Origin of the sequence: Actinacidiphila alni, assembly GCF_900112845.1 — a bacterium.
GTDB lineage: Bacteria > Actinomycetota > Actinomycetes > Streptomycetales > Streptomycetaceae > Actinacidiphila > Actinacidiphila alni.
Map to the genome: position 1 here is coordinate 107,910 of NZ_FONG01000012.1, position 26,730 is coordinate 134,639.

Consider the following 26,730-nt stretch of genomic DNA (forward strand, 5'->3'; position numbering starts at 1 on the left):
CCTGGTCCGGACCAGTAACCCCCAACCCCCCACGCCCCCGGGTCATTCCCCCACCCCCCTCGTCGTACAGGCGGCGCCCAGGCCGCCGGAAAGCGGAGCCATGTCCGCACGCGTACGTCCGACCCATGTGCTCGTCCTCGCGCTCGCCCTGTGCTGCCTGCTGCTCGGCCTCGTGCCCGCGGCTTCCAAGGCGCATGCGGCGGCCGCGGTCTGCAACACCTACTGCGATGCCCGCGACCCGGCCGCCGCGCCGTCGGAACGGGTGCCGGTGACCGCCTCGATCTACTCCCGCACGATCCAGCTGCACATAGATGACAACGATGCCATGGGCTGGGCGTCGATCGGGAACGGCAATCCCGGTGACGAGGTCTGGCTCGACCGGTCCTTCGACGGCGGCGCCACCTGGGGTTCCGGCAGCAAGCTCGGCGACACCAGCACGCCCGCGGGCGGCAGCGGCTGGCGCACCCTGATGTACAACGTCGACGACTGGAACAACAACGGCGTCGGCGCCCTGCGCGCCTGCGGCAAGGCGGGCGACCGCCCGGAGATCGCCTGCACCGCCTGGGCCCGCTCCAACTGGAACGCCTGGAGCAGCAGCACGGCCGCCGCCACCGGCCTGATGATGAAGTGGGACCGCGGCACCGGCCTGTTCGGCGGCAACGGCTGGTGGACCGCCGCCAACGCCCTGACGTCGGTGATCGACAACATCCGCACCAGCGGCATGCCCAGCTACAAATACGCCGTCTCGCGCACCTACGACCTCAACGTCAACGCGCGCGAGGGCCAGTTCAGGAACGACTACCTGGACGACACCGGCTGGTGGGGTCTGGCCTGGGTCGACGCGTACGACCTGACCGGCGACAGCCGCTATCTGAACACCGCGCGCGCCGACGCCGATCACATGTTCGGCTACTGGACGAGCAAGTGCGGCGGCGGTGTGCAGTGGAACGAGACCAACGCGTACAAGAACGCGATCACCAATGAGCTGTACCTCCAGCTCAATGCCGCCCTGCACAACCGGATCTCCGGTGACACGGTGTATCTGGGCCGGGCGAACAGCGAGTGGAGCTGGTTCCAGGCCAGCGGGATGATCAACTCCTCGCACCTGGTCAACGACGGCCTCAACGACTCCTGCGCCAACAACGGCCAGCAGACCTGGACGTACAACCAGGGCGTGATCCTCGGCGGGCTGAGCGAGCTGTACCGGGCGACCGGGAACAGCGCGCTGCTGACCACCGCGCGCACCCTGGCGAACGCCTCGACGTCGGCCGCCGCGATCAACTCCGGCGGTGTGCTGCACGAGCCGGGCGAGGGCGACGCGTGCGACAACGACGGCGCGTCCTTCAAGGGCGCGTACGTGCGCGGGCTGCGCGATCTGGACAAGCAGCTCTCCGACCGCCCGTACAGCGGCTATCTCGACACCCAGGCGAACGCGGCGCACACCCACGACCGCAACGCGCTGGACGTCTACGGGCCGCACTGGAACGGCCCGCTGGCCGGCACCGGTTACGGCTGCCAGCAGAGTGCCTTGGACGCGCTCAACGCGTCCGAGGCGACCTGAGCCGGGACGCCGTCCCGGCTCCCGTGCGTACGCCGCCGCCCGCCCCGGATCTCCGGGACGGGCGGCGGTGTCGGCTGCTTCCGGTGCTGTCCGCTCAGCCGACCGAGATCGCGAACACGTGGAAGCCGCTGTCGTTCGGCAGCGTCACCGACGCGACGGCCTTGTCCGGGTCGAGCGCGCCCCCGGTGGTGTACAGGCTCACCGCGTGGTCGCCGAGCGTGTCACCGGGCGGGCGGTTCCAGTTGGCCGTGGTGACCGCCAACTGGCTGTTGCCGCTCGCCGCGTTGCTGTACCAGTCGGGCAGGTAGACCGCGAGGTCAGCCGTCGTCCCGTCGGTGTACGTCACCGTCACCGTGCCCGCGTGCGCGGAGCTGATGCCGGTGCCGAGCAGCCCGAGCCTGCTGCCCTGGCCCTGGACGCGGATCACCTGTCCGGCCGCCGCCACATTGTCGGGCTCGCCGGGCCGCGTGTCCGGCCAGGTGTAGTCCAGGCCGCCCGCCGTCACCGTCGCGCCGGGGGTGTAGCCGACCTTGGCGAGCTGGGTGGCGGAGAGGCTGTAGCCGCCGGGATCCAGGTCGCCGGTGCCCGGGTCGCTGTCGGCGCTGATGCCCTTGTTGTTGTACGCGGCGGCCGTGGTCGCGTACGGGACGGTGGTCGCGGCGTCGGCGGTCCTGGTCTGCCGTCCGTCGAGCAGATACGTGGCCTTGCCGGTGACCGTGGCGGGCCCGGGGGTGGCGTCGGCGGGCGCCTGGACGACCCAGGTCGCGCTGACCGAGCTGTGCGGCGCGACCGTACGGCCCGCCGCCTTGCCGGGTGCGGGCGTGGCCTTCCAGCCGGCCGGTACCGACAGGCTCAGCGACAGGTCGCGGACGGCGCTGTCGCCGGTGTTGGTGAAGGTCTGCTTCACCGGGTAGGACGCGCCGGCGTCGGTCTGCGCGGGCACCGACACGGCGGTGTACTGCGCGCCGACGGTCCTGGTGACGGTCACCGCGCCCTTGAGCGGGGTGTCGGCCGAGGACTGGCCGACGTAGACCGGGTAGCGGCCCGCGAGGACCGTCCAGTCGTGCGCGGCGCTGTCCCAGGTCCTGAAGGCGTCGGCGTCCAGCGTGAGCCGTACGGTCTTCGTCCGGCCGGGCTTGAGCTCCACCTTGGCGAAGGTCTTCAGCGCCTTCGGCGGTTCGCCCGCGCCGGCCGGGTAGCCGACGTAGAGCTGGACCACATCGGTGCCGGTGCGGCGGCCGGTGTTGGTCACGTCGACCGAGACCCGGATCTTTCCGGTGCCGCGGCCGGTGGCCTCGACGCGGTCGTCGTCGATCCGCAGGTGCGACTGCCGGAAGGTGGTGTAGGACAGGCCGTAGCCGAACGGGAAGAGCGGCGTCTGCTGCTCCTGGTCGTACCAGCGGTAGCCGACGTCCAGCTTCTCGCTGTAGTCGTACACGCCGTCGACCGCCGGGTAGCGGCCTGGCGCCGCGGCGGTCGCGGTCTGGGTGTCGGTCCTGGGGAAGCTGACCGGCAGCCGGCCGCCGGGTTCGGCGTCGCCGGTGAGCAGCGCGGCCAGCGCGTTGCCGTCCTCCTGGCCCGGGTACCACATGTCGAGCACGGCGGGCACCTGCGACAGCCACGGCATCAGCACTGGGGCGCCGGCCCTGATCACCACGACGGTGCGGGGGTTGGCGGCGGCGACCGCGCTGATCAGCTGGTCCTCGTTGCCGGGCAGCGCCAGCGTCGTACGGTCCGAGCCCTCGCTGGAGGAGTCGCCGACCACGACGACCGCCGCGTCGGCCTTCTTCGCCGCGTCGACGGCGGCCTGGATCGTCGGGTCGGGCAGGTCGGGGGCGAACCAGCCGACGGAGACCGAGGCGTTCTGCGCGCTGTCGTAGAACTCGACGCGCAGGCTGTGCGGTTCACCGGCGGTGAGCCGCACCGGCGTGCTCTTGACGGTGCTCGACCCGTGGTCGGACCAGTTGTCGACGATGAGCTTGTCGTCCAGGTAGATCCGGCTGCCGTCGTCGCTGGTGGCGGAGAAGGTGTACGCGGCGGTGGCGGGCGCGGTGAGCGTGCCCGTCCAGCGGGCGGAGAAGTTGTCGACGGGTATGCCGTCGGCCGGGGAGCCGAGCACCCAGTCGAAGTCGATGTTCGGGTCGTCGCGGGTGACCGCGGGCGTTCCGGAGAGCGTCTTGTTGGCGAAGTACTCGCCCTTGAGGCCGGTCAGCGCGGAGGCCGGGATCGCCGGGAAGCCGCCGTTGCCGCCCGCCTTCACCGAGGTGACGTCCACCCCGCTGCCCAGCCGGGCCTTCAGCCCGGAGACCGGGTCGACCTTCTTGTACGGGGTGACCGCGGAGCTGCCGCCACCACCGGTGATCGCGGTCTCGGCGTTGGGGCCGATGACGGCGAGCGATGTCAGCTTCTTGGTGTCCAGCGGGAGGGTGCCGCCGCTGTTCTTCAGCAGGACGCTGCCGTCCTCGGCGGCCTTGCGCGCGAAGGCGCTGTCGGCCTCGTAGTCGACGGTCGTCGGGGTCTTCCTGTCGAACTGCCCGGTGCGGAACTCCAGTCGGAGGATGCGGCGGGCCGCGTCGTCCAGCACGGACTGCGGGACCTGGCCCGCGGCGACGGCGGCCGGGAGCTGCTTGAAGTAGCTGGTGCCCGCGAATTCCTGGTCGAGGCCGGCGAGCGCGGAGGCGACGGTGCTGTGGTTGGCCGGGTAGTCGGTGTCGACCACGCCGTCGTACTTCCAGGTGTCGATCAGGATCTCGCGCAGGATCTGCGCGTTCTCGCAGGCGTAGGTGCCGTTGACCTTGTTGTACGCGCACATCAGGGACCAGACGTGGGCGTCCTTGACGGCCTTCTCGAAGGCGGGCAGATAGATCTCGTGCAGGGTCCGCTCGTCGATGTCCGAGCTGGACGTCATGCGGGCGTTCTCCTGGTTGTTGCCCGCGTAGTGCTTGACCTGCGCGGCGACGCCCTGCTTCTGGATGCCCTCGATCTCGGCGGAGCCGATGTCACCGGCGAGCGCCGGGTCCTCGCCGAGGGTCTCGAAATCGCGGCCGCCCAGCGGGGTGCGCACGATGTTCACCATGGGGCCGTAAATGACCTGGTATCCACGGGACTTGGCCTCGGAGCCCATCACCGTGCCGTACTGCTTGGCGAGTTCGGTGTTGAAGGAGGCGGCCAGCGAGACGGGCGACGGCAGCGCCGTGGCGGGCTGGCCGTCGCGTACGCCGCCGGGCCCGTCGGTGAACTGCAGGCCGGGGACGCCGAGTCGGTCGATGCCGGGGGTGTAGCCGGTGGCGTGCGAGCCGCTCGGCACACCGACCGACGTCATCAGCGACGCCTTCTCGGCGTTGGTGAGCTGTCCGAGCAACAGGTCGACGCGTTTCTCCAGCGGGAGACGGGAGTTGAGCCAGGGTTGCCGGGCGGTCGCGGCCGGGGTGTCGCCGGCGGACGCGGGTCCTGCCACTGCGAGGGGTACGGCGAGGGCGGCGGCAGCCGCGGCCGCCACCGCGAGACGGGCCATGCGCATACGTTCTCCAAAGGGGCGTCATTGCCGGTGGATTCAGGAGGTGAACGCAAACGCCTCGAAGTCTGCGCTCGCCCGTGGAGAGCGTCAAGAACATGAACACGGCACCGTGTGCTGAACGGATGTGATCCTTCAGTGGGGTGCGGAGTGTTTCGTCCGCGAGTCGCGCATGCCGGGTTCGCGCGTCGCGTCGCGCGGGCGCGACGGGTCAGCGGCCGAGGACGGCCGCGCGGGCCCTGGACAGCGCCTGGTGGATCCCGGCGCGCACCAGAGGGCGGGGCGGCCGACTTCTTTGGTGAGGTGGAGGACGCGATCGGGGGCGAGGTCGCCGGGGCGGTGGAGACGGGGTCGCGGTCGTACGCGTACGGGACGTCCCGCAGGTGCGGCGGCAGGAAGCCGAGCGGGTCGCCGGGAGGTCCTTCGGTGATGAGCGCCACGTCGGCCGGTGTGGCAGCGGGCCGCAGGGCGGGGCGATCATGGGCCGGTACGCGAAGCGGCGGGACGCGCGGGGAGGTCGTATGACGGCGGCGTTGGTGGTGCAGCACGGGCCCGGGGGCGGGCCGGGACGGTGGGAGGGCTGGCTCGCCGAGGGCGGGCTCGGCGTCGAGGTGGTCGCCGCCTACGACGGCGCGCCGCTGCCGGAGCGGCTGGGGCCGCGCCCGCTGATCGTGCTGGGCGGCGGCTATCTGCCGGACGACGACGAGCGCGCGCCGTGGCTGGCGCCGACCCGGGAACTGGTGCGGCAGGCGCTGGACGCGGGCACCCCCGTCTTCGGGATCTGCCTCGGCGGCCAGATGCTGGCGCAGGTCGCGGGCGGCGAGGTGCGCGGCGAGCACGGACGGCCGGAGTTCGGCAGCACGGAGCTGACGCTCCGCCAGGAAGCCGCGGACGACCCGCTGTTCACCGGTCTCCCGGAGCACCCGACCGCGATCGAGAACCATGTCGACGCCATCGTCGAGCTGCCCGACGGCGCCCGGTGGCTGGCCGAGAGCGAGAACTGCCCCTATCAGGCGTTCCGGGTCGGCGCGAACGCCTGGGGCGTCCAGTTCCACCCGGAGACCACGGCGGACCGGATCAGCGGGTGGAACGTGGAGCGCCTGGACCGGCACGGCGTGGACCGCGACGAACTGCACCGCGCCGCGCTGCGGCACGACGCCGCCGCGGCCGGTGTGTGGCGGCGCGTGGCCCTGCGGTTCGCCGCCGTCGCCTCCGCGACAGCGGCCTGAGGCCGCCGCTCGGCCCGCGACACGGCGCCGCTACTCGGCCGGGCGCAGATCCTCGGCCCACTCCAGCGACACGAGCACCGTCTCCACCCTGGAGCGCAGCCCCAGTTTCCGGGTGATGCTCGTCAGATGCGCCTTCACGGTCCGCTCGGCGATACCGAGCCGGGAGGCGAGGGCCCTGTTGCCCTCGCCGAAGCCCATGACGCTCAGCACCTCCCGCTCGCGCGGGGTGAGGGTCTGGAGCGCCGAGCGCTCGATGGGCGCCAGCGCGGCGCCGCTCCCCCGTCCCCGGTCGAGACGGCTCAATCCTTGACGGTCAGTTAGAAGCTTGTCCCCGTACACGCTACTCCCCAACTCAATGAAGAAGTTCAACCCGGATGGTGCCGCGGGGGCCGAACACACCAATCGCCCGGCCGAATTCGACCGCTCATATCGCACTCCCTCCGCCGGGCTTCATCGGTTCACCGTGATCGACCGGAAATCGGTGCTCGGCCCTCCCCCCAGACACTAAACAACGGGGGCTGTCCGCCGCCCGGTTAGCGCCAGGCAATCACGTGACCTACGCCACATCCGTGACACCCCGCGGCATGTTTGACCGCGCCGACGTGCCAAACTCCCAGGCCAGCACGGCCGTTGAGAAGCATGGTTGAAATCGCACACAATTCACCGGCGCACGGCCCTGCACCGTTTCGTGTCACACGGACGCACCGGCGGCGGCCACATCCTTCGTACGACTCCCGTACGACTCCCGGTGCCCGCAGCATATGACCGGCGTAGCACCGTATGTCCGCCGCGACCGCCTTTCCGCCGCGCGCGCGTCACCTCCCGGCAATCCGCGCGGGCCGGGCCGCAATCGGACCCCGCATAGGGATATCCCTACGGATTTCCGGCGGGTCTTACGTCCTGTGAGCGGGCTGTGCAGACTCCTGCGCGTCGAGCCCCCGCGCCCGGCCGGCCGCCACCACCCCGGCGCCGGACGGCGCCGACCCTCGGCCGTCGTATCGGTCCGTCCCCCCACCCCGAGAGGATCCGATGAGCCGATGAGAAACCGACTCCTTTCCCTGCTCGCCGCAGCGGGCGTCGTCGTCGCGGGAGGCGCGGTCGCCGCGGCGCCCGCCTCGGCCGCGCCCGCCACCCCATCGGCACCCGCCTCTCACGCCGCACCCGCCGCGTGCGCCCCCACCCAGGTCGTCGCCAACGGCGGCTTCGAGTCGGGGACTTCGCCCTGGACGGGCACCACCGGCGCGATCACCAGCGGCGGCGGGCAGAGCGCCCACACCGGCACCCGTTTCGCCTGGCTCGACGGCTACGGCTCGACCCACACCGAGAGCCTCGCCCAGACCGTGACCATCCCGTCCGGCTGCTCCTCGGCGAGCCTGACCTTCTGGCTGCACATCGACACCGCCGAGACGACGCGGACGACCGCCTACGACAAGCTGACCGCGAAGATCGGGAGCACGACCGTCGCGACATACTCCAACCTCGACGCGGCGAGCGGCTATGTGCAGCGGACGGTCGACGTGTCCGCGTACATCGGGCAGAGCGTGAGCCTCGGCTTCACCGGCACCGAGGACTCCGGCCTCCAGACCAGCTTCGTCCTCGACGACGTGGCGCTGACCACCTCCGGTGACAGCACGACGCCGCCGCCCGCCGACGACCCGACGCGTACGCCGGCCGCGCCCGCGTACACCGTCAGCCTGACCAGCGACGCGACGGGCGGCACCTGGAACGGCCACGAGAGCGTGAACTTCACCAACGCCTCGGCCACCCCGCTCACCGAGGTGTACCTGCGGCTGTGGGACAACTACCACGGCAGCTGCCCGAGCACCCCGATCACCGTCACCAATGTCACCGGCGGCACCGCGTCCGCGCTGACCGTGAACTGCACCGCGCTGAAGGTGACGCTGCCGGCCGCGCTCGCGCAGGGGCAGAGCGGCACCGTCGGCTTCGACCTGAAGATCGTGGTGCCGTCCGGCGCCGACCGCTTCGGCAAGGACGGTTCCTTCAGCTTCATCGGCAACGCGCTGCCGGTGCTGGCGATCCGGGACGCGGCCGGCTGGCACCTGGACCCGTACACCAACAACGGTGAGGCGTTCTACTCACTGGCCGCCGACTTCTCGGTGACACTCGACCACCCGACCTCCATCTCCGTTCCCGCGACCGGGACTTCGGTGGACACCCCCGGGACCTCGGGCCGTACGGTCACCAAGGCGACCGCGACCAAGGTCCGTGACTTCGCCTGGGCCGCGGGCCCGTTCAGCAAGGTGTCGGGGACGTCCCCGGCCGGGGTGAAGATCAACGTCTACGCGGTGAGCGGGATCTCCACCGCCAACTCCAACTCCATGCTCACGGTGTCGGAGAACGCGGTGGACGCGCACGCGGGCCGCTTCGGGGCGTACCCGTACGGCGAGTTGGACGCGGTGCTGGACAACAACTTCTGGTTCGGCGGGATGGAGTACCCGGGCTTCGTGCTCGACCTGGTGGACACCACCGCGCTGACCCATGAGATCGGGCACCAGTGGTGGTACGGGATCGTCGGCGACGACGAGTACAACAGCCCGTGGCTGGACGAGTCCTTCGCCGACTACTCCACCGACCTGGCGCTGGGCAAGACCGGCGCCAGTTGCTGGAACAGCGTGTCGTGGGCGTCCTCCGCCGAGAAGATCACCAACTCGATGGCGTACTGGGACGCGCACTCCTCGCGCTACGGCACGGTCGTCTACAACTACGGCAAGTGCGCACTGCACGACCTGCGGCGGCTGATCGGCGACTCCGCGATGACGACGCTGCTGCACGACTACGCGCAGGCGCACTGGTACGGCGTCTCCACGACCGCGGAGTTCAAGGCCGCGGCGCAGGCGGCGACGACGGTGGATCTGACGTCCTTCTGGACGCAGCACAGGATCGACGGCTAGCCGTCCTTCCCGGGACCTTCGCGGGTCCTCCTGATCGCCCCCGCCCGGGGCCGCGGCGGTGCCGGGCGGGGTGCCACCAGCGTGTCGATTCCGGTACGCACCGCTGTCACGCCTTCTTGACAGGTGCACGATCGGACCTGATGATCGGGGCCCACGCCGTGTCGGGAGGGTCCCGGGCATGACAGAGACGACGCGCTCCGCCGGCCGGGCCGCGGCCCGCCCCACCCCCACGGGGCGGGCCGCGGTCCACGGCCGCGCCGCGCTGCTCGCCGCCGCCCGCTCGGCGCTCGCCGCGGGCACCGGCGTCCACCTCACCGGCCCGGCCGGCATCGGCCGCAGCACCCTGCTGGCCGCGCTCGCCGACGAACAGGCCGCCGCCGGCCGCCGCGTCCTGCGCTGCGCCCCCTCCCCCGACGAGCACCACCTCCCCCACCTCGGCCTCATCGACCTCCTGTCCGCCGTCCCCTCCTCCGCCCCGGCCTTCGCCGGTCTGCCGCCGCCAGAACGGTCCGCGCTGCTCGCTGCGCTGCACCGCCCGGAACCGGACGCCGGGGCTGCCAACCCCCTTGCCACGGAGGGCGATCCGCTCGCGCTGCCCCTCGCCGTGCTCCATCTGCTCACCGCGCTGTGCGACGACGGGCCGGTCGTGCTGGTGGTGGACGACGTGGACCAGCTCGACACCGGGACGGCGGCGCTGCTCGCGTTCGCGCTGCGGCGGGCGGGCGGACGGCCGTTGCTGACGGCGACGGCGGCGCGGACGGGTGCGGGTGCCGGAGCGGGGCGGGGCGCGTGGGCCACCGGGGGCGCGGTGGCCCTGGACGTGCCCGTGATGGGCGAGCGGGAACTGGCCGGGCTGGTGGGCCCCTTGCTCGGCGGCGAGCGGTCCGCCGTGGCCCGCGTCCATGCCGAGAGCGGCGGAAACCCTTATGTGGCCCTGGAGTTGGCGCGCGCCGCCGGCGAGCCGGGAGTGCCGGCCGGCCTGCGGGACGTACTGCTCGGGCGGGCGGCCGCGCTGCCGGCGGGCCCGTGGATGACGCTGCTCGCCGCGAGCGCCGCCGAGCGGCCGACACCACGGCTGCTGCGCCGGGCCGGCCGAGACGAGGCCGCGGCCGATCTCGCCGAAGCGGCCCGGCTCGGCCTCGTGGAACCGGTGCCGGACGACGGCGGCCCGGTCCGCTTCGTACCGCCGCTGCTGGCCCGGGTGGTGTACGACGACGCCGATCCGGCGACCCGCCGCCGGGTGCACACCGCGCTCGCCGCCGCGGCCGGCGACCCCGTCGAACGCGCCCACCACCTGGCCTCGTTGACCCCCGGCTGGGACGCCGACGTGGCCGCGGAACTGTCCGCGGCGGCCGGCGCCGCCCGCCGCGGGGGCGCGCCCGCCGTCGCGGCCCGGCTCGGCCGGCTGGCCGCCGACCGCACCCCGCCGGACGACCCGGCGGCCGAGACCGACCGGCGGCTGACGGCGGCGGAGGACGCGGTCGCCGCGGGCGACTACCCGCTGGCCCGCCGGATCGCGCACGAGGTGCTGCACGAGTCGCTGACCGGTTCGGGCCGCCCGGCCGACCGGGTCCGCGCCTGGATCGTCATCGTGGATTCGTGCGGCCAGGCGATGGCCGAGGTCGCCGATGTCTTCCCGCAGGCCCTGGAGGACGCGCGCGACGACCCGCGGCTGCTGGCCCAGTTGCACCACCGGATGAGCTGGCGGGCCTGGATGGTGGAGGGCACCGCCGTCAAGGCCCGTACGCACGCGGCGCGTTCGGCCGTGCTGGCGGCGAGCGCGGGCGACCGCCGTACCGAACTGGCCGCGCTCAGCCAGCAGGCGGCCGTCGAGTTCTACCTCGGCCTGCCCGAGGCCGAGCGGACGCTGGCCGCCGCGCTGGCCGCGCCGCAGGACCCGCGGGTGCTCTTCGACCACAACGGCCCGGTCTTCCTCAAGCACCGCCGCCACCTGCTGCACGACCGGCTGGACGACGCGCGCACCGAACTGCGCGCGCTGATCTACACCGTGCGCCAGCGCGGTTCCGCCGAGAGCCTGTGCCAGTGCCTGTCGGGCCTGGCGCAGGTGGAGATCCTGCGCGGGCGCTGCGAACGCGCCCTCGACCTGGCGCACCAGAGCCTGCGCGTGGCCGAACAGGCCGGGCTCAGCCAGGGACCGGCCTGGTACGCGGTCGCGCTCGCCGAGGCCGCGGGCGGCCGGACCGATGTGGCGCTGGCCGCCGCCGACCGGGCCAGGCGGCACAGCGAGGACGACGACGACCAGCTCTTCCTGCCCAGGGCGCTGCACGCCGAGGGCCATGTCCGGCTGCTGCGCGGCGAGACGACCGCGGCGGTGCACGCGTTGCAGCGCGCGCGGCTGCTGGAGACCGGGCAGGGCCAGGGCGATCCGGCGATGCGCCGCTGGCAGGCCGACCTCGCGGAGGCGCTGGTGCGGGCGGGCGCGACGGACGAGGCCGCGGATCTGGTGGCGGCGACCCGGGCGCAGGCGGCCAGGCTCGGCCGCCGCGGGATGCTGGCCGTACTGGACCGGGCCGCCGCCCTGGTCACCGAGGCGCGCGGCGACCTCGACACCGCGGTGGGCCAACTCGACGCGGCCGTCGGCCGGTTGGCGGAGCTGCCGTATCCGCTGGAGGAGGGCAGGGGGCGGCTGGCGCTCGGCCGGCTGCACGCGCGGCGCGGCGACCCGCGGGCCGCCCGTACCGCGCTGGGCGCCGCGGCCAGGATCTTCCGCACCGCCCGCGCCCACCCCTGGCTGGCGCTGGCCGACGCCGAGGCGGACCGGGTGGAGCGGCCGGACGGGCCGTATGCCGCGGGCCGTCCGCGGGACCCGGCGGCGCCCCGGCTGACGGCGCTCAGCGACACCGAGCGGCGGATCGCGGCGCTGGCCGCGCGCGGCGCCAGCAACCGGGAGATCGCCGCGGCCCTGGTGATCAGCGTCAAGACGGTGGAGGCCGCGCTCACCCGCGCCTATCGCAAGCTGAGCGTGCGGTCGCGGGTGGACCTGGCCCGGGTGACGCTGGACCAGCCGGCGGCCGGGCGGCCGGAGGGGTGAACCAGCGGGGGGCGCCCCGCCGTTCGGCGGAACGCCCCCCGCGGCTCGGCCGCCCCCGTGAGCGGCTGCATCAGTGACGGTGTGTCAGTTCGACGACTGACGATCCGTCAGTTCGTGTGCTGACGGTACGTCAGTGCATCCAGAGCAGGTACAGATTGTTGGTGCCCAGCTCACAGATGTAGACGGGGCCGTGGATCGGGGCGTTGGCCTGGGCCTGGGCGACGCACGAGGCGTACGTCGGGAAGTAGCCCATGAACATGAAGCCGCTGCCGGGCGGCGGCGACGCCTGGGCGGCGGTGGCACCGAAGAGGCCGAGTCCGCCGAGCAGGGCGGTGGCCGCCACGGTGCCGACGCGGGCGATCAGTCGCTTGGTCATGTGCACAACTCCTTTCCGGGCAGGCGGAAGCGCCTGCGGGGGGAGGGAAGGGGCCTTGCGTGTGTACAGATGCGTACAGATCGGAGCAGGTGTGGCCGCGCGCGCCGTGATCGAACGTTAGCCGCTGACTACAGCCCGCAGCAATAGGTCTAGGCCAATGTGTGACAGCAGTCGGCATAAAGGCCCTGCTGGGGCGGCTGGGACGCGGGCCGTCGCAGGCTCAGCGCAGATTCAGCGCCGCCTCGCGCACCGCGAGGGTGTCCTCGCGGACCTCCGCGAGCCCGGGCAGCGGCAGCGCCCCGGCGTCCCCGCGCACGCTGCGCGCCCACGCCGCCAGCTGCCGGCGGAAGCCGGTGCGCCCCGGCTCCGCGGTGTACGTACGCCGGGTCGCGAGCCCGGACCCCGCGTCCCAGGTGTCGATGTGCAGCGTCGCCGCCTCGTCCCGGGCGTACGGCGAGGGCAGCGCGAGGGTGGCCACCGAGTCCTCGGCCACGAATTCCAGCGTCTCCCGGTAACGGCGGTGTCCCGGCAGCCGCAAATGGGTCAGGTCGACCAGCAGGTCGTCGTCCGGGCGCCAACGGGCACCGACCGCGCTCGTACCGCTCCAGCCGGTCGCGTCCAGCAGGCGCCCGTACAGCCGCCGGCCGCCGCCCGCGGGGTCCGGCCGCAGGATCGCGTGCACCAGATTGACCTGGTGGACCAGCGAGCCGCCGAGGCCGCGCGCGTACGCCTCCGTCTGCTCCGGCGTCGCGGCCGGGCCGAGCGCGCGGGCCAGCGCGGCCCGGGCGGGCGGCGACTGCGGGCCGAAGGGCGGCGGCGGATACGGCAGCAGGTGCTCGACCTGGTGCGGCGCGTTCGGGTCGTGGATGTCGGCGGTGATCCGGCGCGCGCCGGCGAGCCGCTCCCTGCCGTGGTCGAGGAAGCGGGCCACGACCGGGTCGTGCCGTTTCATGTAGCCGGCCGCCACCGGCACCCCCGTACGCCGCTCGGCCGCCGCCAGCTCGTCCAGCTCCGCGAGGTCCAGGGCGACGGGCTTCTCGCAGAGCACCGGCAGCCCGAGCTCCAGGCACTCCAGCACCACGTCGCGGTGCGTCCACCACGGTGTGCACACCAGCGCGGCCCGCGCCCCGGCCCGTACCGCCTCGGCCGGCGTCGTGCAGACGGCCGTCCCGGCCGGGAAGCCGGACCGTACGGCGTCGGTGTGTACGGGGTCCGGGTCGATCACGGCCGCCGGGCGCAGCAGCTCCGGCAGGTCCCGCATCTCCCGCAGGTGCGCGGCGTGCGCCACCTTCCCGGCGCCGATCACCACGACGGGCACCGGCACCGGCCGCCCCGCACCCGCCGCCGTACCCCGTCCCGCGCCCGGCTCCATCCGTTCCCGCCTCCCTGCCGCCACGGCCACGGCTCCCGGAGCGGTCGATTCCGGCCGACTTCGGCCCTCCCGGGGTGCCCTTCCGGCCGTCCCGCGGCCGTCACCCACTGCATCACACCCCGCTGGGCATCCGGTCACTGGCGTCACGCCCGGAGGTGTCCGACGATGTATCCGTGTATCCGTGGAGGTGCGACGATGCGGTGTCCGTCGGCAAAAACAGGTATTGACAGCGTGACGCGGGCCCAAGAGGATGTTTCCCACGTTGGCATACTCTGCCTCCGCACTCATTCGACAGGCTCGACAACACGGTCGGCAAAATGGCGATGTGCAACCGGAACAGCCGCACTTGCGAGCTTCCGGCCGCCGGGCCGCGCCGGAATTACCCCTCACTCCTGGCAGTACGCAGGGAAGCGGCGGCGGAGACTCGCCCGTCGGCATAGGACAGGACCATTGCTAGAGTCGTTTCCGGTGCTGTCGGAACACTGCGGTCCGGTCTGCGTGCCGGGCGCGCCGTGACGAGAGGGGGCAAGCCGTGGCGGGAGTCGTTCGGGGTGGCGGGGCGGATGCGGAAGACATCGGACTCGCCCTCTACCAGACGCTGCGCACCAACGGTTCCATAGCCCCGGAGAAGGCCGCCGCGGGCATCGGGCTGACCGAGGCCGAGGCGCGGGCCGGCTGGGCGGAGCTGGACGAACTGGGCCTCATACGCCCCGGCCGGGTGCCGGAGGAAGTCGATTCGGTCGAGCCCGACACCGCTCTCATCGGTCTGCTGGCACGACAGCGCGAGGCGCTCAGGGCGCAGCGCGACGAGCTCTCGGCGATCGTCAGGGCGGCCGAGTCGCTCATGGAGCGCTATCGCCCCGCGGTGCTGCGCGACGCGGCCGAGATCGAGGTCGAACTGCTCATAGGGGACAACAGGAAAAGGCAGTCCATCGGTGATTTCAACGCGAGGATCACCGAATCGACCGGCTCGATGCATCCGGGCCCGCTGCCACCGGCCGAAGTTCTCGTACATTCCCTGGCGGCGGACAGCGCACTTATCGAACGCGGTATCAAGGTCCGTGCGGTGTACGGACAGAGCATTAATTCGGCACCGCGTCAGCGTAAATACCTGACGGAATTGTCGGCCACCGGCGTCGAAGTGCGACTGGCTCCGCAGGTTCCTTTCGACCTGCTGATCGCGGATTCCCACAGCGCTCTTGTGTCGGCCAATCCCGACAACCCTTCCGGCCCGGCGGTGATTGTCCGCGGCGCGGCCCTCGTACGGTCGTATCTGGCGCTCTACGAGGACTGCTGGCTGCGCGCCGTGCCGTACTCGGCGAAATCCGCGGGCACCTTCGAAGCGGACGGCGAACTGACCGAGCAGCACCGCACGACGATGCGGCTTCTCGCCAACGGGCTGACAGACGAGCGGATAGCCCGCAAACTAGGGGTATCCCTGCGCACTGTGAGTCGCCTGGTGTCGGAGATCATGAGGTATCTCCAGGCGGACAGCCGCTTCCAGGCGGGAGTGCTTGCCGCGGCACACGGGTTGATTTGACCTGCGCGTTCGCGCCATGGCGCACATACGCAGAACCGGAATCTCGCCCACCGCTGTCCGATTTTGACATCATCGGCAGGGCTACGCGTATCTCATTACGCATCTGCGTTTCTGCGTTCGCCCTCCAACGAAGGATCACGATGTCGCGTATCCGGCACACGACCAAGGTTTCTGCCGTCGCCACACTGGTGCTCGCACTGTCGTCGGGTACCGGAACAGCCGTCGCGTTCGCGGACGCGGGCTCGGATTCACAGCCGACGCCCATTGCGACCGTGGACACGCCCGTCACGCCGGACAACTGGTTCCCCGGTGCTCAGCCCGCCAACTGGTTCCCCTCCGTCGCCGCGGACAATTGGTTCCCGGGCACGGAGGCGGTGAACTGGTTCCCCACCAGCACGCCGGACAACTGGTTCCCCGGTGCTCAGCCCGCCAACTGGTTCCCGAGTGTCGCCGCCACCGCCGCAGCACCGTCCGAGGTGTCGGTCTAGTATTCCCGCCCTCCGCGCAGCGCTGTACGGCCCGTGAGCGATATTCACGGGCCGTACAGCGTTTCCTGCATTGTGGGGGGAATCTGTGGGGCTCAGGGGGACGTGGAGTCCCTCTCAAGCCGGCCGCGGCTCTCCAGCCGGTCGCGGCCGAGGGTGTCCAGGACGTCCTCCTGGGCGTAGTAGACCTGGCGGCCGTCGCGGCTGCGCCGCCACTGGTGCTCGTCGGCGAGCCAGTGGACGGTGCCGGCCGGGATGCGCCAGGCGGTGGAGATCTCCCGGGCGCTCAGGCCGGTGGGCCGGGCCGGGAGGTTGCGGTAGAGCGCCCGCCAGCGCTCGGGGGGCCAGGTGTGGGTGGGGTCGGCGTCGCATTCGACGGCCGACGGGAGTGCCGAGCCCGGGTCGCGGGCGACCGCCGTGAGGCGGCCTCGGCAGCCGTTGGCGATGCAGGGGCCGACGGGGATCCGCCGGTCGTGGCGCGGGCGCGCGATCCGCAGGGACCGCTGCACCAGCGCGTCGATCTCCGTCGCCGCGTCCTCGGCTGCCGGATGTACGGCCAGCCAGCCGAGATGGCGGCGGAGGAAGGCTGCGAGGGCCGGCACCGTCCGTAGGGGGAGACGGACGGTGCGGCCCTCGACTATCAGATCGGCCCAGGAGGCGAGTGTGCCTCGTATGGCGGCGCGCGCCTCGACAGCCGGCCCGTTCAGGGGGATGCCGGGCCGGGCAGTGCCGGTCAGTCGGTCGCCGGAGTCCGGCGCCGGTACGAGTGCCACCTCCAACTCGCCGTATACCCGGGGAAGCAAGGCGAGTTGCCGATCCAACCGCTCCTGGCAGGGAACGCACAGCGCAGGATCCGTGTCGACACAAAGGTGTCCGCTACGGAAATCGATCTCCTGCTGCACTGCCGCTGTCCCTTCCTCGCCGGGGCGGTAAGAAGAGCGTTCCAGGAACAGGGTGATCCGGACAATGTCCACCGACCGGCCGGATTCTGCCATGGCGCAATCGCGCATCTACGGCGGTGTCAAGGTCACGAAGGAAGCTGCGCCTCAATCGCCCCAATGACCTCGGCAGCCTCCGGCTCGGTGGCAGGACGGAATCGCCCGACGATCTCTCCCGAGGCGCTGACCAGGAACTTCTCGAAATTCCAGGTGATGTCACCGGCCTCGCCCGCCGCGTCGGGCACCTCGGTGAGCCTGGCGTAGAGCGGATGCCGGTTCACGCCATTGACGTCCGTCTTCTCCAGCAGCGGGAAGCTGACGCCGTAGGTGGTGGAGCAGAAGGTCTGGATCTCCTCGGCGCTGCCGGGCTCCTGGCCGCCGAACTGGTTGCACGGCACGCCCAGCACCGTGAAGCCGCGGTCGGCGTAGCGCTTCTGCAGCCGCTCCAGGCCCTCGTACTGCGGGGTCAGCCCGCACTTGGAGGCCACATTGACCAGCAGCAGGGCCTTGCCGCGGTGCTCGCCGAGGGTGGTGGGCGTGCCGTCGATGGTGTGCAGCGGAATGTCGTAGAGGGTGCTCATGGGTAAGGGGTCTCCTTCATCGAGTGCCTGAGTAATCGAGTGCCTGAGTCGAACGATCGGGACAGGGCGCGCTCAGCGGTCCTTGACCGTGATGCCCAGGGTCCGGGCGAGCGCGGGGGCCAGGTCGAGCAGCTGCGCGGAGTCGATGACGGCGCCGCGCAGCGATTCGTACCCGTCGGCGAGGTCGATGGCGAGCGCGCCGCGCAGGTCGGCGTTCTTCAGCGTGGCACGGCCGAGGCGGGCGCGCTCCAGCCGGCTGCCGGCGAAGGTCACCCCGTTCAGCCTGGCCTCGCCGAAGTCGACGTCGCGCAGCACGCAGTCCTCGAAGGCCACGTCGTGCAGCGCGGTGCCGCGCAGATTCACCGAGTCCAGCTTGCAGCGGCGGAAGACCACCCGGCGCAGCACGGCGCCGTACGCCTCCACGCCGGCCAGTGAGCAGGCGGTGAGCGCGGAGTCCAGCCAGTCGCTCTCGGCGAGCGAGACGCCGGTGAGGCGGCTGCCGGCCGCCCACAGGTCGTTGATCCTGGCGCGGCGCAGGGTGGTGCCGGTGAAGGTGCAGTCGGTGACCGCGCACTCCAGGAAGCGGGCGCCGTTCGCCGCGTCCTCCCCGACCGTGAGCCGGTCGAAGTGGACGGTGTCGTAGTCCCCCTCGACGGCCAGCGGGCCGGTGTGGGGGCGCAGCAGATCGGCGTACGGGAGGTCGGCGAGTTCGTCCGGGGGCGTCACCCGGCCAGCGTACGCGCGGGGTGCGACAGGCCGGGGCGGGGCTCGGGGCTGGGCTCGGGTCGGGGCCTGGGAGCGTCCGCCGGGCCGCCCGCGCCCCACCGGCGGCCCGACTTAACGGACATACACCCCACCCCTTGCTAGGTTGCAGCCCATGAGCGCAACCAGCGCCGCGTCGGCGGACGCTCCCCCGGCCGCCGCCCGCCCGGCCAGGCGCCGCGGTGTGGAACTGTCGCTGATCGTCGCCGCGGTGCTGATCTCGGTGTACGGCTACGCGGAGGTCGGGCTCGCCAAGGACGGCGCGGTGCCGCCGGGCGCGGCCGGTTACGGCGCCGGGCTCGGGGTGCTGGCGCTGCTGGCGCACGGCGCGGTACGGGCCCGCGCGCCGTACGCCGATCCGCTGCTGCTGCCGATCGCGGTGCTGCTCAACGGCTTCGGGCTGGTGCTGATCTACCGCCTGGACCTGGAGCCGTCGCTCGGCGGCCGGGCCGCGCCGGCCCAGCTCATCTGGTCCACGCTCGGCGTCGCGCTGTTCATCGCGGTGGTGCTGGTGCTGCGCGACCACCGGGGTCCGGCGCGTTACGCGTACATCAGCGTGACCGGCGCGCTGCTGCTGATGGTGCTGCCGATCTTCTTCCCGGCCATCAACGGCGCCAAGATCTGGGTGCGGGTCGCCGGATTCTCCTTCCAGCCGGGCGAGTTCGCGAAGGTGCTGCTCGCGGTCTTCTTCGCCGCCTATCTGTCGGCCAACCGCGCGGCGCTGGCGTACGCGGGCCGCCGGGTGTGGCGGCTGCAGCTGCCGACCGGACGGGTGCTCGGCCCGGTGGTGGCGATCTGGCTGATCAGCGTCGGTGTGCTGGTGGTGGAGCGGGACCTGGGCACCTCGCTGCTGTTCTTCGGCCTGTTCGTGATCATGCTGTACGTGGCGACCGGGCGGACCGGCTGGATCGCGGTGGGGCTGCTGCTGGCCGGGGTCGGCGCGGTCGCGGTCGGTCTGCTGGAGCCCCACGTGCACAGCCGGGTGCAGGACTGGCTGCACCCCTTCGCGACGATCGACGCGGGCCTCGGCCCCAATCAGATCGCCCAGTCGCTGTTCGCCTTCGCCGACGGCGGGGTGCTGGGCACCGGGCTCGGCCAGGGGCAGTCGGCGCTGATCGGCTTCGCCGCCAAGTCGGACTTCATCCTGGCGACGGCGGGCGAGGAGCTGGGCCTGGTCGGGCTGACCGCGCTGTTCCTGCTGTACGCGCTGCTGGTGGCGCGCGGCTTCCGGTCCGGGCTGGCGCTGCGCGACCCGTTCGGGCGGCTGCTCGCGGTGGGTCTTGCCTCGATCCTGGCGCTCCAGGTGTTCGTGATCGCCGGCGGGGTGATGGACCTGATCCCGATGACGGGCATGGCGATGCCGTTCCTGGCGCAGGGCGGCTCCTCGGTGGTCACCAACTGGATCATCGTGGCGCTGCTGATCCGGGTCAGCGACAGCGCCCGCCGGCCGGCGCCCGAGGTGTCCGCCGGGCCGCAGGAGCCGCTGACGCCGCTGGAGCGGACCCGGTGATCCGCTGTGTGCGGCACGCCGCCGCCTTCTGCTTCCTGCTGCTGGTCGCGCTGCTGGTCAACGCGGGCCGGGTGCAGGTGGTCCAGGCGGGTTCGTACAACGGCAATCCGGCGAACCGGCGGATCGCGATCGCCCGCTACGACCAGCCGCGCGGCGACATCCTCGTCGGCGGCGCGCGGGTCACCGGGTCGCGGGACGGCGGCGGCCGGCTGCGGTATCTGCGCACCTACGCCAACGGTCCGCTGTACGCGCCGGTGACCGGCTTCGCCTCGCAGCTGTACGGCACGACGCTGCTGGAGGGCACCGAGGACGACGTGCTGTCCGGCCAGGCCGAGGAGTTGGCGTCGGTGCCGCTGTGGAACGAGATCACCCGGGCCCGGCAGCGCGGCGGCGATGTGCACACCACGATCAGCGCGGCGGCGCAGCAGGCCGCCTACCGGGGTCTCGCGGGCCGCAGGGGCGCGGTGGCCGCGGTGGACCCGGCGACCGGGCGCATCCTGGCGCTGGTGTCGTCGCCGTCGTACGACCCGGCACTGCTGTCGGGCACCGGCACGGACACCACCGGCGCCTGGCGGGAGCTGAACGCGGACACCGCGCAGCCGATGCTGGACCGGGCTATCCGGCAGACGTATCCGCCGGGTTCGACCTTCAAGGTCGTCACGGCCGCCGCCGCGCTCCAGTCCGGCGAGGTCACCGACCTGCGGGCGCCGACACGGTCGCCGGACCCGTACCGGCTGCCGGGGACGACGGTCTCGATCGGCAATGAGGCGGGCGGCTGCGCGAACGCCAGTGTCTACGACGCCTTCCGGGTCTCGTGCAACACCGTCTTCGCCAAGTTGGGCGCCGACGTGGGGCTCGCCGGGATGACGGCGCAGGCGCAGGCGTTCGGCTTCAACGACACGCGGCTGCGGATCCCGCCGGCGGTGGCGAAGAGCAATTTCGACACGGCCATGAGCCCGGACCAGGTGGCGCTGTCCTCGATCGGGCAGTTCGACACCACCGCGACCCCGCTCCAGATGGCGATGGTGGCGGCGGCGGTCGGCAACGGCGGGACGCTGATGACGCCGTATCTGGTGGACTCGGTGACCAATCACAGCGGCGCGACCGTCGCCGGCACCCAGCCGCGCACCCTGCACCGGGCGGTCAGCGGCGAGACGGCGCAGAAGCTCCAGCAGTTGATGGAGGCGGTGGTGAGCGAGGGCACCGGGACCAACGCGGCGATCCCCGGTGTCGTCGTCGGCGGCAAGACCGGCACCGCGCAGCACGGGGTGGACAACACCGGGACGCCGTACGCCTGGTTCATCTCCTACGCGAAGCCGCCCGGCGGCTCGTCCGCGTCCGTGGCCGTCGCGGTGGTCGTGGAGGACGCGGAGGCGGACCGGGCGGACATCTCCGGCGGCGGGAACGCGGCGCCGATCGCACGGTCGGTCATGCAGGCGGTGCTGGCGGGCGGCTAGCGGCCGGCGGCGCCGGGAGGGCTCGGGGTCGCTCCGGGAGGGTTCGGGGTCACCTTCGGAGGGGTCACTTCACCTTGGGGAAGCTGAAGGCGTAGCCCTGCTGCTTCAGCCACGGCAGCGCTTCCTTGAGCGCCTCGACGGTCTGCGAGCGGTCGCCACCGCCGTCGTGGAAGAGGATCGTCGGGCCGTTGTGGATCTCGTACTTGATGGTCTGCATGATCGTGGCGACGCCGGGCCGGGAGAAGTCCTTGGTGTCGATGTTCCAGCCGAGCGGGCGCATGCCGTGCTGGGCGGCGAGGGCGCGGCTGGCCGGGGTGAAGGCGCCGCCCGGGGCGCGGTAGTACTGCACGGGCGCGCCGCCCGCCGCGTCCTGGATCATGCCGAGCGCGTCCATGATCTCCTTTTGCTGGTACGCGAACGGCTTGTGGTCCATCGACTCGTCGTGGCTGACGGTGTGGTCGCACAGCCGGTGCCCGGCGGCGACGACCGCGCGGACGAGGTCGGGGTGGGCCTTGGCCTGCGGGCCGATCATGCAGAAGGTGGCGTGCACCCCGTTGTCCTTGAGGACCTGGAGCACCTTGGGCGTCCAGACCGGGTCGGGGCCGTCGTCGATGGTGATGTTGACGGCCTGGCCCGGCGCCTCCGGCTGGTGCTGGATGGAGTCCGGGACCGGCGCCACGGTCGGCTTGTGGGTCGCCGGGTCGGCGCCCTCGCCGGAACTGCCGCCCTTGCCGCCGGTGCCGCCGTCGACGCCCCCGTTGACGCCGGTGGTGGTGCCGCCGTGCGCCGCCGCCCGGCCCGGGTGACGGGCCAGGGTGGCGCTGGCCACCGCCGCGACCACCACGACGAGCACCGCCATGGTGATGGCCAACGCCTGCGGCATCGCCTTGAGTCGTGCCAGCGAGAATCGCCGTCCGGTCATCGTGTGTACCCGCCCGCCCTCGTCGTATCACTCGGCTGTCCGCGCGCCGTCCCGCGCGCGTCCCCCGGGTGCCGGCCGCCCGTACCGGGTTCGCACACCCGTCCGTTCTCCGTGCACCGCGACCGAATAGATGCGGGTCGGGTGGGGCCGGTTCCGCCCGTACCGTCCGGCGGTGCCGCCGTTACAGAATCCGGACGATGTACACGATCGGGGTACGGGACGGGCAGGCGGTCAGCGCGCGGGCGGCGCCGTGAGTCCGGTGCACCGGCGCAGTTGCGCGTACCGGTCGGTGATCCGCCGCCCGGCCGCGCCCTGCTGCGGCTGCGGTACGCCGGCGCCGTCCACCAGGCCCGGTGTGAAGGCGGCGCCGGTGACCTTGCCGCGGCTGACGGTCAGGGTGGTGACGCCGGTCTCGTCGGAGTTCGGGTACGGGGAGGTGCCGTACCAGAGGAAGTTGCCGAAGCCGTACGCCACATAGGTCGGGCCGAGCATGCCGGAGCCGAGCATCACATGGGCGTGGGTGCCGACCACCGCGGTGGCGCCGGCCGCGGACAGGTCGGCGGCGATCGACTTCTGGTCGGCCACCGGGCACTTCTGGCCCTCGACGCCCCAGTGCAGGTAGACCACCACGACGTCGGCGTGCGCCTTGGCGTCCCTGACCGCCTTCAGCAGCCGCGGCCGGTCCAGCGCGGAGGCGATACCGGGGGCGGTGGCGGTGGCCCGGAAGTTCTGGTTGGTGATGTCGTAGACCTGGCTGGCGGCGAGCACGGCGAGGCGGACACCGTTGACCGTGGTGGTGTACGGGCGGTACGCCTCGGCCGCGTCGGCGCCGATGCCGACGACCGGGACGGGCGCGTCGTGCTGGGCCGCGAGGCTGTCGGCCAGGCCCTGGGAGCCGTAGTCGACGGCATGGTTGTTGGCCATGGTGACGGCGTCGACGCCGGAGCGCTGGAGTGCGCTCAGCGCGTCCGGGGTGGTCCTGAAGTGGTACTTCTTGGCCTGCGCGGTGCCGCGGGTGGTGATCGCGGACTCCAGGTTGACCATCGAGAAGTCGGCGGCGGCCAGCGTCCGCGACATCGGGCCGAGCGCCGGGGTGACGCCGAGCCGGCCGGCGGTGCGCTCGGTGAAGTGGACGTCACCGGCGAAGGCGAGGGTCACCGTGCCGGTGGGCTCGGCGGGGCGGGAGGCGGCGTCCACGGTGGGCTTCAGCGAAGGCATCGCGGTCGTGGTCGCGGTCGAATCCGTAGCGGGCCGGGCGCCGCTCTCCGTACGCGGGGCGGAGCCGCTGTCGCGGCCGTAGGCCGCGTACGCCGAGCCGGCGGCGGCGAGCAGCAGGACGGCGCCGCCGACCGCGGTGTTTCTTCGGCGGCGCCGCGCCCTGGCCCGGCGTATTTCGCGCCGCGACCGCGGCCGGTGTCCCTCGCTCATCGGACAAGCGTACGATCCGCTTTTCGCGGGGCGGCTGTCGACCGGGTCACAGCCGGTCGGTCACGGCCACCTGCCGGAACACGTCCGGTCGGATCGCGTCCGGCCAGGTCGCCGCCGGCCGGGGCGTGCCCCCGTTCAGTCCTGGGCGCCCTGCGCGATCATGTCGGTCACCTCCGCCACCCGCTCCCGCTCCTCCGCCGCGAAGCGTTCCGCGTCGAGCTTCTCGGCGATCTCCTCGTCCTGGTCCATCAGCAGGTCGAGATTGGAGTCGCCGAGGTCGAAGACGCCCATGTCGAGGTACGCCTTCTGAAGGCGCGGCCCCCACAGGCCGATGTCCTTCACGCAGGGCACGATCCGGCTGAAGAGCAGCTTGCGGAACAGGTGCAGGAATTCCGAGCGCTCGGTCATCTCCGCGGCCTCGTCGGTCGGGATACCGAAGTTCTCCAGCACCTCCAGGCCGCGCAGCCGGTCCCGCATCAGGTAGCAGCCCTCGATGACGAAGTCCTCGCGCTCGCGCAGTTCGGTGTCGGACAGCTGCTTGTAGTAGTCGCGCAGCGCCATCCGCCCGAAGGCGACGTGCCGGGCCTCGTCCTGCATGACGTACGCCAGGATCTGCTTGGGCAGCGGCTTGGTGGTGGTGTCGCGGATCATGCCGAAGGCGGCCAGCGCCAGGCCCTCGATGAGCACCTGCATGCCGAGGTAGGGCATGTCCCAGCGGGAGTCGCGCAGGGTGTCGCCGAGCAGCGCCTGGAGATTGTCGTTGATCGGGTAGACCATGCCGACCTTGTCCTGGAGGAAGCGGCCGTACACCTCGGCGTGCCGGGCCTCGTCCATGGTCTGGGTGGCGGAGTAGAACTTCGCGTCCAGGTCGGGCACCGACTCCACGATCCGCGCGGCGCAGATCATCGCGCCCTGCTCGCCGTGCAGGAACTGGCTGAACTGCCAGGCGGTGTAGTGCTGGCGCAGCAGCCCGCGGTCGCGCGCGTTCATCGCGTCCCAGTAGCGGCTGCCGTAGATCGACATGGCCTCGTCGGGGGTGCCGAGCGGGTCGTACGGGTCGACCTCCAGGTCCCAGGCGATCCGCTTGGCCGCGTCCCACTGCTTGTCCTTGCCCTTCTGGTAGAGGGCGAGCAGGCGTTCGCGACCGTCGCCGTACTCCCAGGAGAAGCGGGCGGCGCCCTGGGCCGGGACCTGCCAGATCCACTCGGTGGGCGGCTGGGTGTACAGACCTTCCGTCGACATCGGCGGCTCCAATCCCTGTGCGCGAGGTCTTGACGGGCTTGTTGACACAGAGTCTCATAAGACCTGTACCGCTGGTAACCCTCATGCGCCGGAGGCCACTTCACGATGGACACGAGCCTGATCGACCGCGAGAAGACCGCGGAGCGGCTGCTGGCCGCGTCCGCCAAGCACTCGTTCGACCCGGACACCGAGCTGGACTGGGACAAGCCCTTCGACGAGGGCGCCTGGTACTGGCCGCCGGAGCTGGTGTCGCTCTACGACACCCCGCTGTGGAAGGGGATGTCGCAGGAGCAGCGCATCGAGCTGAGCAAGCACGAGGCCGCGTCCCTGTGCGCGATCGGCGTGTGGTTCGAGACGATCCTGATGCAGCTGCTGCTGCGGCACACCTACGACCTGGAGCCGACCAGCGCGCACGTGCGGTACGCGCTGACCGAGATCGCCGACGAGTGCCGGCACTCCAAGATGTTCGCCCGCGCGGTGACGAAGATGGGCACCCCCACCTACCGGCCCAGCCGGCTCGACCACCAGCTCGGCCGGGTGATCAAGACGGTTTCCACCACGCCCGGCGCCTTCACCGGCACCCTGCTGGCCGAGGAGATCCTGGACTGGATGCAGCGGCTGACCTTCCCGGACGAGCGGATCCAGCCGTTCGTGCGGGGCGTGACCCGGATCCACGTGGTCGAGGAGGCCCGGCACATCCGGTACGCGCGCGAGGAGTTGCGCCGGCAGATGGAGACGGCGCCGCGCTGGGAGATCGAATTCACCCGGCTTTCCTCCGCGCAGGCGGCCAGGACCATCGCCCGATCGCTGATCAGCCCGAAGGTGTACGCGTCGGTGGGCCTGGATGTGGCGCAGGCCGTCGAGCAGGCCCGCACCAGCCCGCACCGCCGGGACGTGATGGCCCAGTCCGCCAAGCGCCTGATGGACTTCCTGGACGAGATCGGGCTGATCAAGGGCCCGAGCCGCCGACTGTGGAAGTCCTCGGGGCTGCTCGGGTAGCGCACGTCCGGTGGGGACGTGGCCGCGGACCGGCCCGCTCACCTGTGCGAGCCGTTACGCTGCTGGCATGACCAGCAGCGCGGCGCCCGCATACCGCCGGATGACCGTGGAGCAGCGCCGTACGCAATTGCTGGCGGCGGCCGTCGACCTGTTCGGCCACCGCAGCCCCGAGGACGTGTCGGTGGACGACGTGGCCGCGGCCGCCGGCGTGTCCCGGCCGCTGGTCTACCGCTACTTCCCGGGCGGCAAGCAGCAGTTGTACGAGGCCGCGGTGCTCGGGGCCGCGCAGGAGCTGATCGGCCGCTTCGACGTGCCGTCCGAGGGCCCGCCCACCGAGCGGCTCTCGGACGCCCTGGACCGCTATCTGGCGTATGTGGACGAGCACGACGCCGCGTACGGCGCGCTGCTGCGCGGCGGCAGCGTCGCGGAGACCAGCCGCACCGACGCGATCGTGGACGACGTACGCCGCCGGGCCGCCGAACAGGTGCTGCACCACCTCGGGGTGAGCGCGCCCGGGCCGCGGCTCGCGATGATGGTCCGCTCCTGGATCGCGTCGGTGGAGGCGGTCTCGCTGATCTGGCTGGACGAGGGCAAGCAGCCGCCGGTCGCGGAGCTGCGGGCCTGGCTGGTGGACCACTTCATCGGGCTGCTGCTGGTGACGGCGACCACCGACCCGGAGGCGGCCGAGGCCGCCGCCCGCGCGCTGGCCCAGGAGACGCCGGACAGTCCGGCGGGCGGTCTCGCGCGGCGGGTCGCGCCGCTGGCGGAGGCGGTCGCACATCTGCTCCCAGGGGCTTCCTGAGGGTACGGTCCCGGACCGGGGGGCCGCGGCGGTTCCGCCGTGCCATCC

At 72.2% G+C, this 26,730-nt stretch carries 20 protein-coding genes; 10 read left to right on the top strand and 10 right to left on the bottom strand.

Going from position 1 to position 26,730, the window contains the following annotated elements:
* Positions 1-100: 100 nt before the first annotated feature.
* Positions 101-1,561 carry a glycoside hydrolase family 76 protein gene (locus BM076_RS20805; protein WP_093715151.1) on the top strand — a complete coding sequence of 487 codons (1,461 nt, stop codon included), beginning with the start codon at positions 101-103 and terminating at the stop codon, positions 1,559-1,561.
* A 94-nt stretch (positions 1,562-1,655) separates the two neighbouring features.
* Here BM076_RS20805 and BM076_RS20810 read toward each other — a convergent pair whose 3' ends face one another.
* Positions 1,656-5,081 carry a glycoside hydrolase family 3 C-terminal domain-containing protein gene (locus BM076_RS20810; RefSeq protein WP_093715152.1) on the bottom strand — a complete coding sequence of 1,142 codons (3,426 nt, stop codon included), beginning with the start codon at positions 5,079-5,081 and terminating at the stop codon, positions 1,656-1,658.
* A gap of 515 nt (positions 5,082-5,596) precedes the next feature.
* Here BM076_RS20810 and BM076_RS20815 point away from each other — a divergent pair.
* Positions 5,597-6,304 carry a type 1 glutamine amidotransferase gene (locus BM076_RS20815; protein ID WP_093715153.1) on the top strand — a complete coding sequence of 236 codons (708 nt, stop codon included), beginning with the start codon at positions 5,597-5,599 and terminating at the stop codon, positions 6,302-6,304.
* A gap of 30 nt (positions 6,305-6,334) precedes the next feature.
* Here BM076_RS20815 and BM076_RS20820 read toward each other — a convergent pair whose 3' ends face one another.
* On the bottom strand, positions 6,335-6,607 hold the full coding sequence (locus BM076_RS20820) for a helix-turn-helix domain-containing protein (protein WP_245796178.1): 273 nt from the start codon (positions 6,605-6,607) through the stop codon (positions 6,335-6,337).
* A 734-nt stretch (positions 6,608-7,341) separates the two neighbouring features.
* Here BM076_RS20820 and BM076_RS20825 point away from each other — a divergent pair.
* On the top strand, positions 7,342-9,216 hold the full coding sequence (locus tag BM076_RS20825; RefSeq protein ID WP_093715154.1) for a M1 family aminopeptidase: 1,875 nt from the start codon (positions 7,342-7,344) through the stop codon (positions 9,214-9,216).
* A 178-nt stretch (positions 9,217-9,394) separates the two neighbouring features.
* A complete protein-coding gene (locus tag BM076_RS38045; protein WP_093715155.1) occupies positions 9,395-12,268 on the top strand; it encodes a LuxR family transcriptional regulator in 2,874 nt (957 codons plus the stop codon).
* Between the two features lie 130 nt (positions 12,269-12,398).
* On the opposite strand, the gene BM076_RS20835 is transcribed toward BM076_RS38045, so the two are convergent.
* Positions 12,399-12,644, bottom strand: coding sequence for a hypothetical protein (locus BM076_RS20835; RefSeq protein ID WP_093715156.1), 246 nt, complete (start codon positions 12,642-12,644; stop codon positions 12,399-12,401).
* 220 nt (positions 12,645-12,864) lie between these two features.
* Complete coding sequence (locus BM076_RS20840) at positions 12,865-14,016, bottom strand: Gfo/Idh/MocA family protein (protein ID WP_177246530.1); 1,152 nt, start codon at positions 14,014-14,016, stop codon at positions 12,865-12,867.
* 532 nt (positions 14,017-14,548) lie between these two features.
* Between BM076_RS20840 and BM076_RS20845 the strand changes: the two genes are divergently transcribed.
* Together BM076_RS20845 and BM076_RS20850 are read left to right on the top strand one after the other, a co-directional pair.
* A complete protein-coding gene (locus BM076_RS20845) occupies positions 14,549-15,556 on the top strand; it encodes a helix-turn-helix transcriptional regulator (protein WP_093715158.1) in 1,008 nt (335 codons plus the stop codon).
* A gap of 140 nt (positions 15,557-15,696) precedes the next feature.
* Positions 15,697-16,044 carry a hypothetical protein gene (locus BM076_RS20850; RefSeq protein WP_093715159.1) on the top strand — a complete coding sequence of 116 codons (348 nt, stop codon included), beginning with the start codon at positions 15,697-15,699 and terminating at the stop codon, positions 16,042-16,044.
* A 92-nt stretch (positions 16,045-16,136) separates the two neighbouring features.
* On the opposite strand, the gene BM076_RS20855 is transcribed toward BM076_RS20850, so the two are convergent.
* The 3 genes from BM076_RS20855 to BM076_RS20865 all read right to left on the bottom strand — a co-directional run bounded on the left by BM076_RS20855 (position 16,137) and on the right by BM076_RS20865 (position 18,286).
* The gene (locus BM076_RS20855; protein ID WP_143120602.1) at positions 16,137-16,643 is read right to left on the bottom strand and encodes a hypothetical protein; all 507 of its coding nucleotides are present in this window, start codon (positions 16,641-16,643) and stop codon (positions 16,137-16,139) included.
* Between the two features lie 425 nt (positions 16,644-17,068).
* The gene (locus tag BM076_RS20860; RefSeq protein ID WP_093715161.1) at positions 17,069-17,560 is read right to left on the bottom strand and encodes a glutathione peroxidase; all 492 of its coding nucleotides are present in this window, start codon (positions 17,558-17,560) and stop codon (positions 17,069-17,071) included.
* A 72-nt stretch (positions 17,561-17,632) separates the two neighbouring features.
* Positions 17,633-18,286, bottom strand: coding sequence for a pentapeptide repeat-containing protein (locus BM076_RS20865; RefSeq protein WP_093715162.1), 654 nt, complete (start codon positions 18,284-18,286; stop codon positions 17,633-17,635).
* A gap of 151 nt (positions 18,287-18,437) precedes the next feature.
* Between BM076_RS20865 and BM076_RS20870 the strand changes: the two genes are divergently transcribed.
* Entirely contained in the window at positions 18,438-19,832 is a 1,395-nt protein-coding gene (locus BM076_RS20870) for an FtsW/RodA/SpoVE family cell cycle protein (protein ID WP_093715163.1), read from the top strand.
* Positions 19,829-21,289, top strand: a complete 1,461-nt coding sequence (locus BM076_RS20875; RefSeq protein WP_093715164.1) for a penicillin-binding transpeptidase domain-containing protein — start codon at positions 19,829-19,831, stop codon at positions 21,287-21,289. The genes BM076_RS20870 and BM076_RS20875 overlap by 4 nt, the downstream gene beginning before the upstream one ends.
* 64 nt (positions 21,290-21,353) lie before the next feature.
* Here BM076_RS20875 and BM076_RS20880 read toward each other — a convergent pair whose 3' ends face one another.
* From BM076_RS20880 to BM076_RS20890, 3 genes are all read right to left on the bottom strand, one after another.
* The gene (locus BM076_RS20880; RefSeq protein ID WP_456151210.1) at positions 21,354-22,103 is read right to left on the bottom strand and encodes a polysaccharide deacetylase family protein; all 750 of its coding nucleotides are present in this window, start codon (positions 22,101-22,103) and stop codon (positions 21,354-21,356) included.
* Between the two features lie 339 nt (positions 22,104-22,442).
* Positions 22,443-23,639, bottom strand: a complete 1,197-nt coding sequence (locus BM076_RS20885) for a CapA family protein (RefSeq protein WP_093715165.1) — start codon at positions 23,637-23,639, stop codon at positions 22,443-22,445.
* A gap of 135 nt (positions 23,640-23,774) precedes the next feature.
* Entirely contained in the window at positions 23,775-24,881 is a 1,107-nt protein-coding gene (locus BM076_RS20890; protein WP_093715166.1) for a ferritin-like domain-containing protein, read from the bottom strand.
* Between the two features lie 105 nt (positions 24,882-24,986).
* Between BM076_RS20890 and BM076_RS20895 the strand changes: the two genes are divergently transcribed.
* Complete coding sequence (locus BM076_RS20895) at positions 24,987-25,880, top strand: AurF N-oxygenase family protein (protein ID WP_093715167.1); 894 nt, start codon at positions 24,987-24,989, stop codon at positions 25,878-25,880.
* 67 nt (positions 25,881-25,947) lie between these two features.
* The gene (locus BM076_RS20900) at positions 25,948-26,682 is read left to right on the top strand and encodes a TetR/AcrR family transcriptional regulator (protein ID WP_093715168.1); all 735 of its coding nucleotides are present in this window, start codon (positions 25,948-25,950) and stop codon (positions 26,680-26,682) included.
* Positions 26,683-26,730: the final 48 nt, after the last annotated feature.

Coding starts and splice junctions, on each gene's coding strand:
- BM076_RS20805 (WP_093715151.1), top strand. CDS start 101: ATGTCCGCACGCGTACGTCCGACCCATGTGCTCGTCCTCGCGCTCGCC.
- BM076_RS20810 (WP_093715152.1), bottom strand. CDS start 5,081: ATGCGCATGGCCCGTCTCGCGGTGGCGGCCGCGGCTGCCGCCGCCCTC.
- BM076_RS20815 (WP_093715153.1), top strand. CDS start 5,597: ATGACGGCGGCGTTGGTGGTGCAGCACGGGCCCGGGGGCGGGCCGGGA.
- BM076_RS20825 (WP_093715154.1), top strand. CDS start 7,342: ATGAGAAACCGACTCCTTTCCCTGCTCGCCGCAGCGGGCGTCGTCGTC.
- BM076_RS38045 (WP_093715155.1), top strand. CDS start 9,395: ATGACAGAGACGACGCGCTCCGCCGGCCGGGCCGCGGCCCGCCCCACC.
- BM076_RS20835 (WP_093715156.1), bottom strand. CDS start 12,644: ATGACCAAGCGACTGATCGCCCGCGTCGGCACCGTGGCGGCCACCGCC.
- BM076_RS20840 (WP_177246530.1), bottom strand. CDS start 14,016: ATGGAGCCGGGCGCGGGACGGGGTACGGCGGCGGGTGCGGGGCGGCCG.
- BM076_RS20850 (WP_093715159.1), top strand. CDS start 15,697: ATGTCGCGTATCCGGCACACGACCAAGGTTTCTGCCGTCGCCACACTG.
- BM076_RS20860 (WP_093715161.1), bottom strand. CDS start 17,560: ATGAGCACCCTCTACGACATTCCGCTGCACACCATCGACGGCACGCCC.
- BM076_RS20870 (WP_093715163.1), top strand. CDS start 18,438: ATGAGCGCAACCAGCGCCGCGTCGGCGGACGCTCCCCCGGCCGCCGCC.
- BM076_RS20885 (WP_093715165.1), bottom strand. CDS start 23,639: ATGAGCGAGGGACACCGGCCGCGGTCGCGGCGCGAAATACGCCGGGCC.
- BM076_RS20890 (WP_093715166.1), bottom strand. CDS start 24,881: ATGTCGACGGAAGGTCTGTACACCCAGCCGCCCACCGAGTGGATCTGG.
- BM076_RS20895 (WP_093715167.1), top strand. CDS start 24,987: ATGGACACGAGCCTGATCGACCGCGAGAAGACCGCGGAGCGGCTGCTG.
- BM076_RS20900 (WP_093715168.1), top strand. CDS start 25,948: ATGACCAGCAGCGCGGCGCCCGCATACCGCCGGATGACCGTGGAGCAG.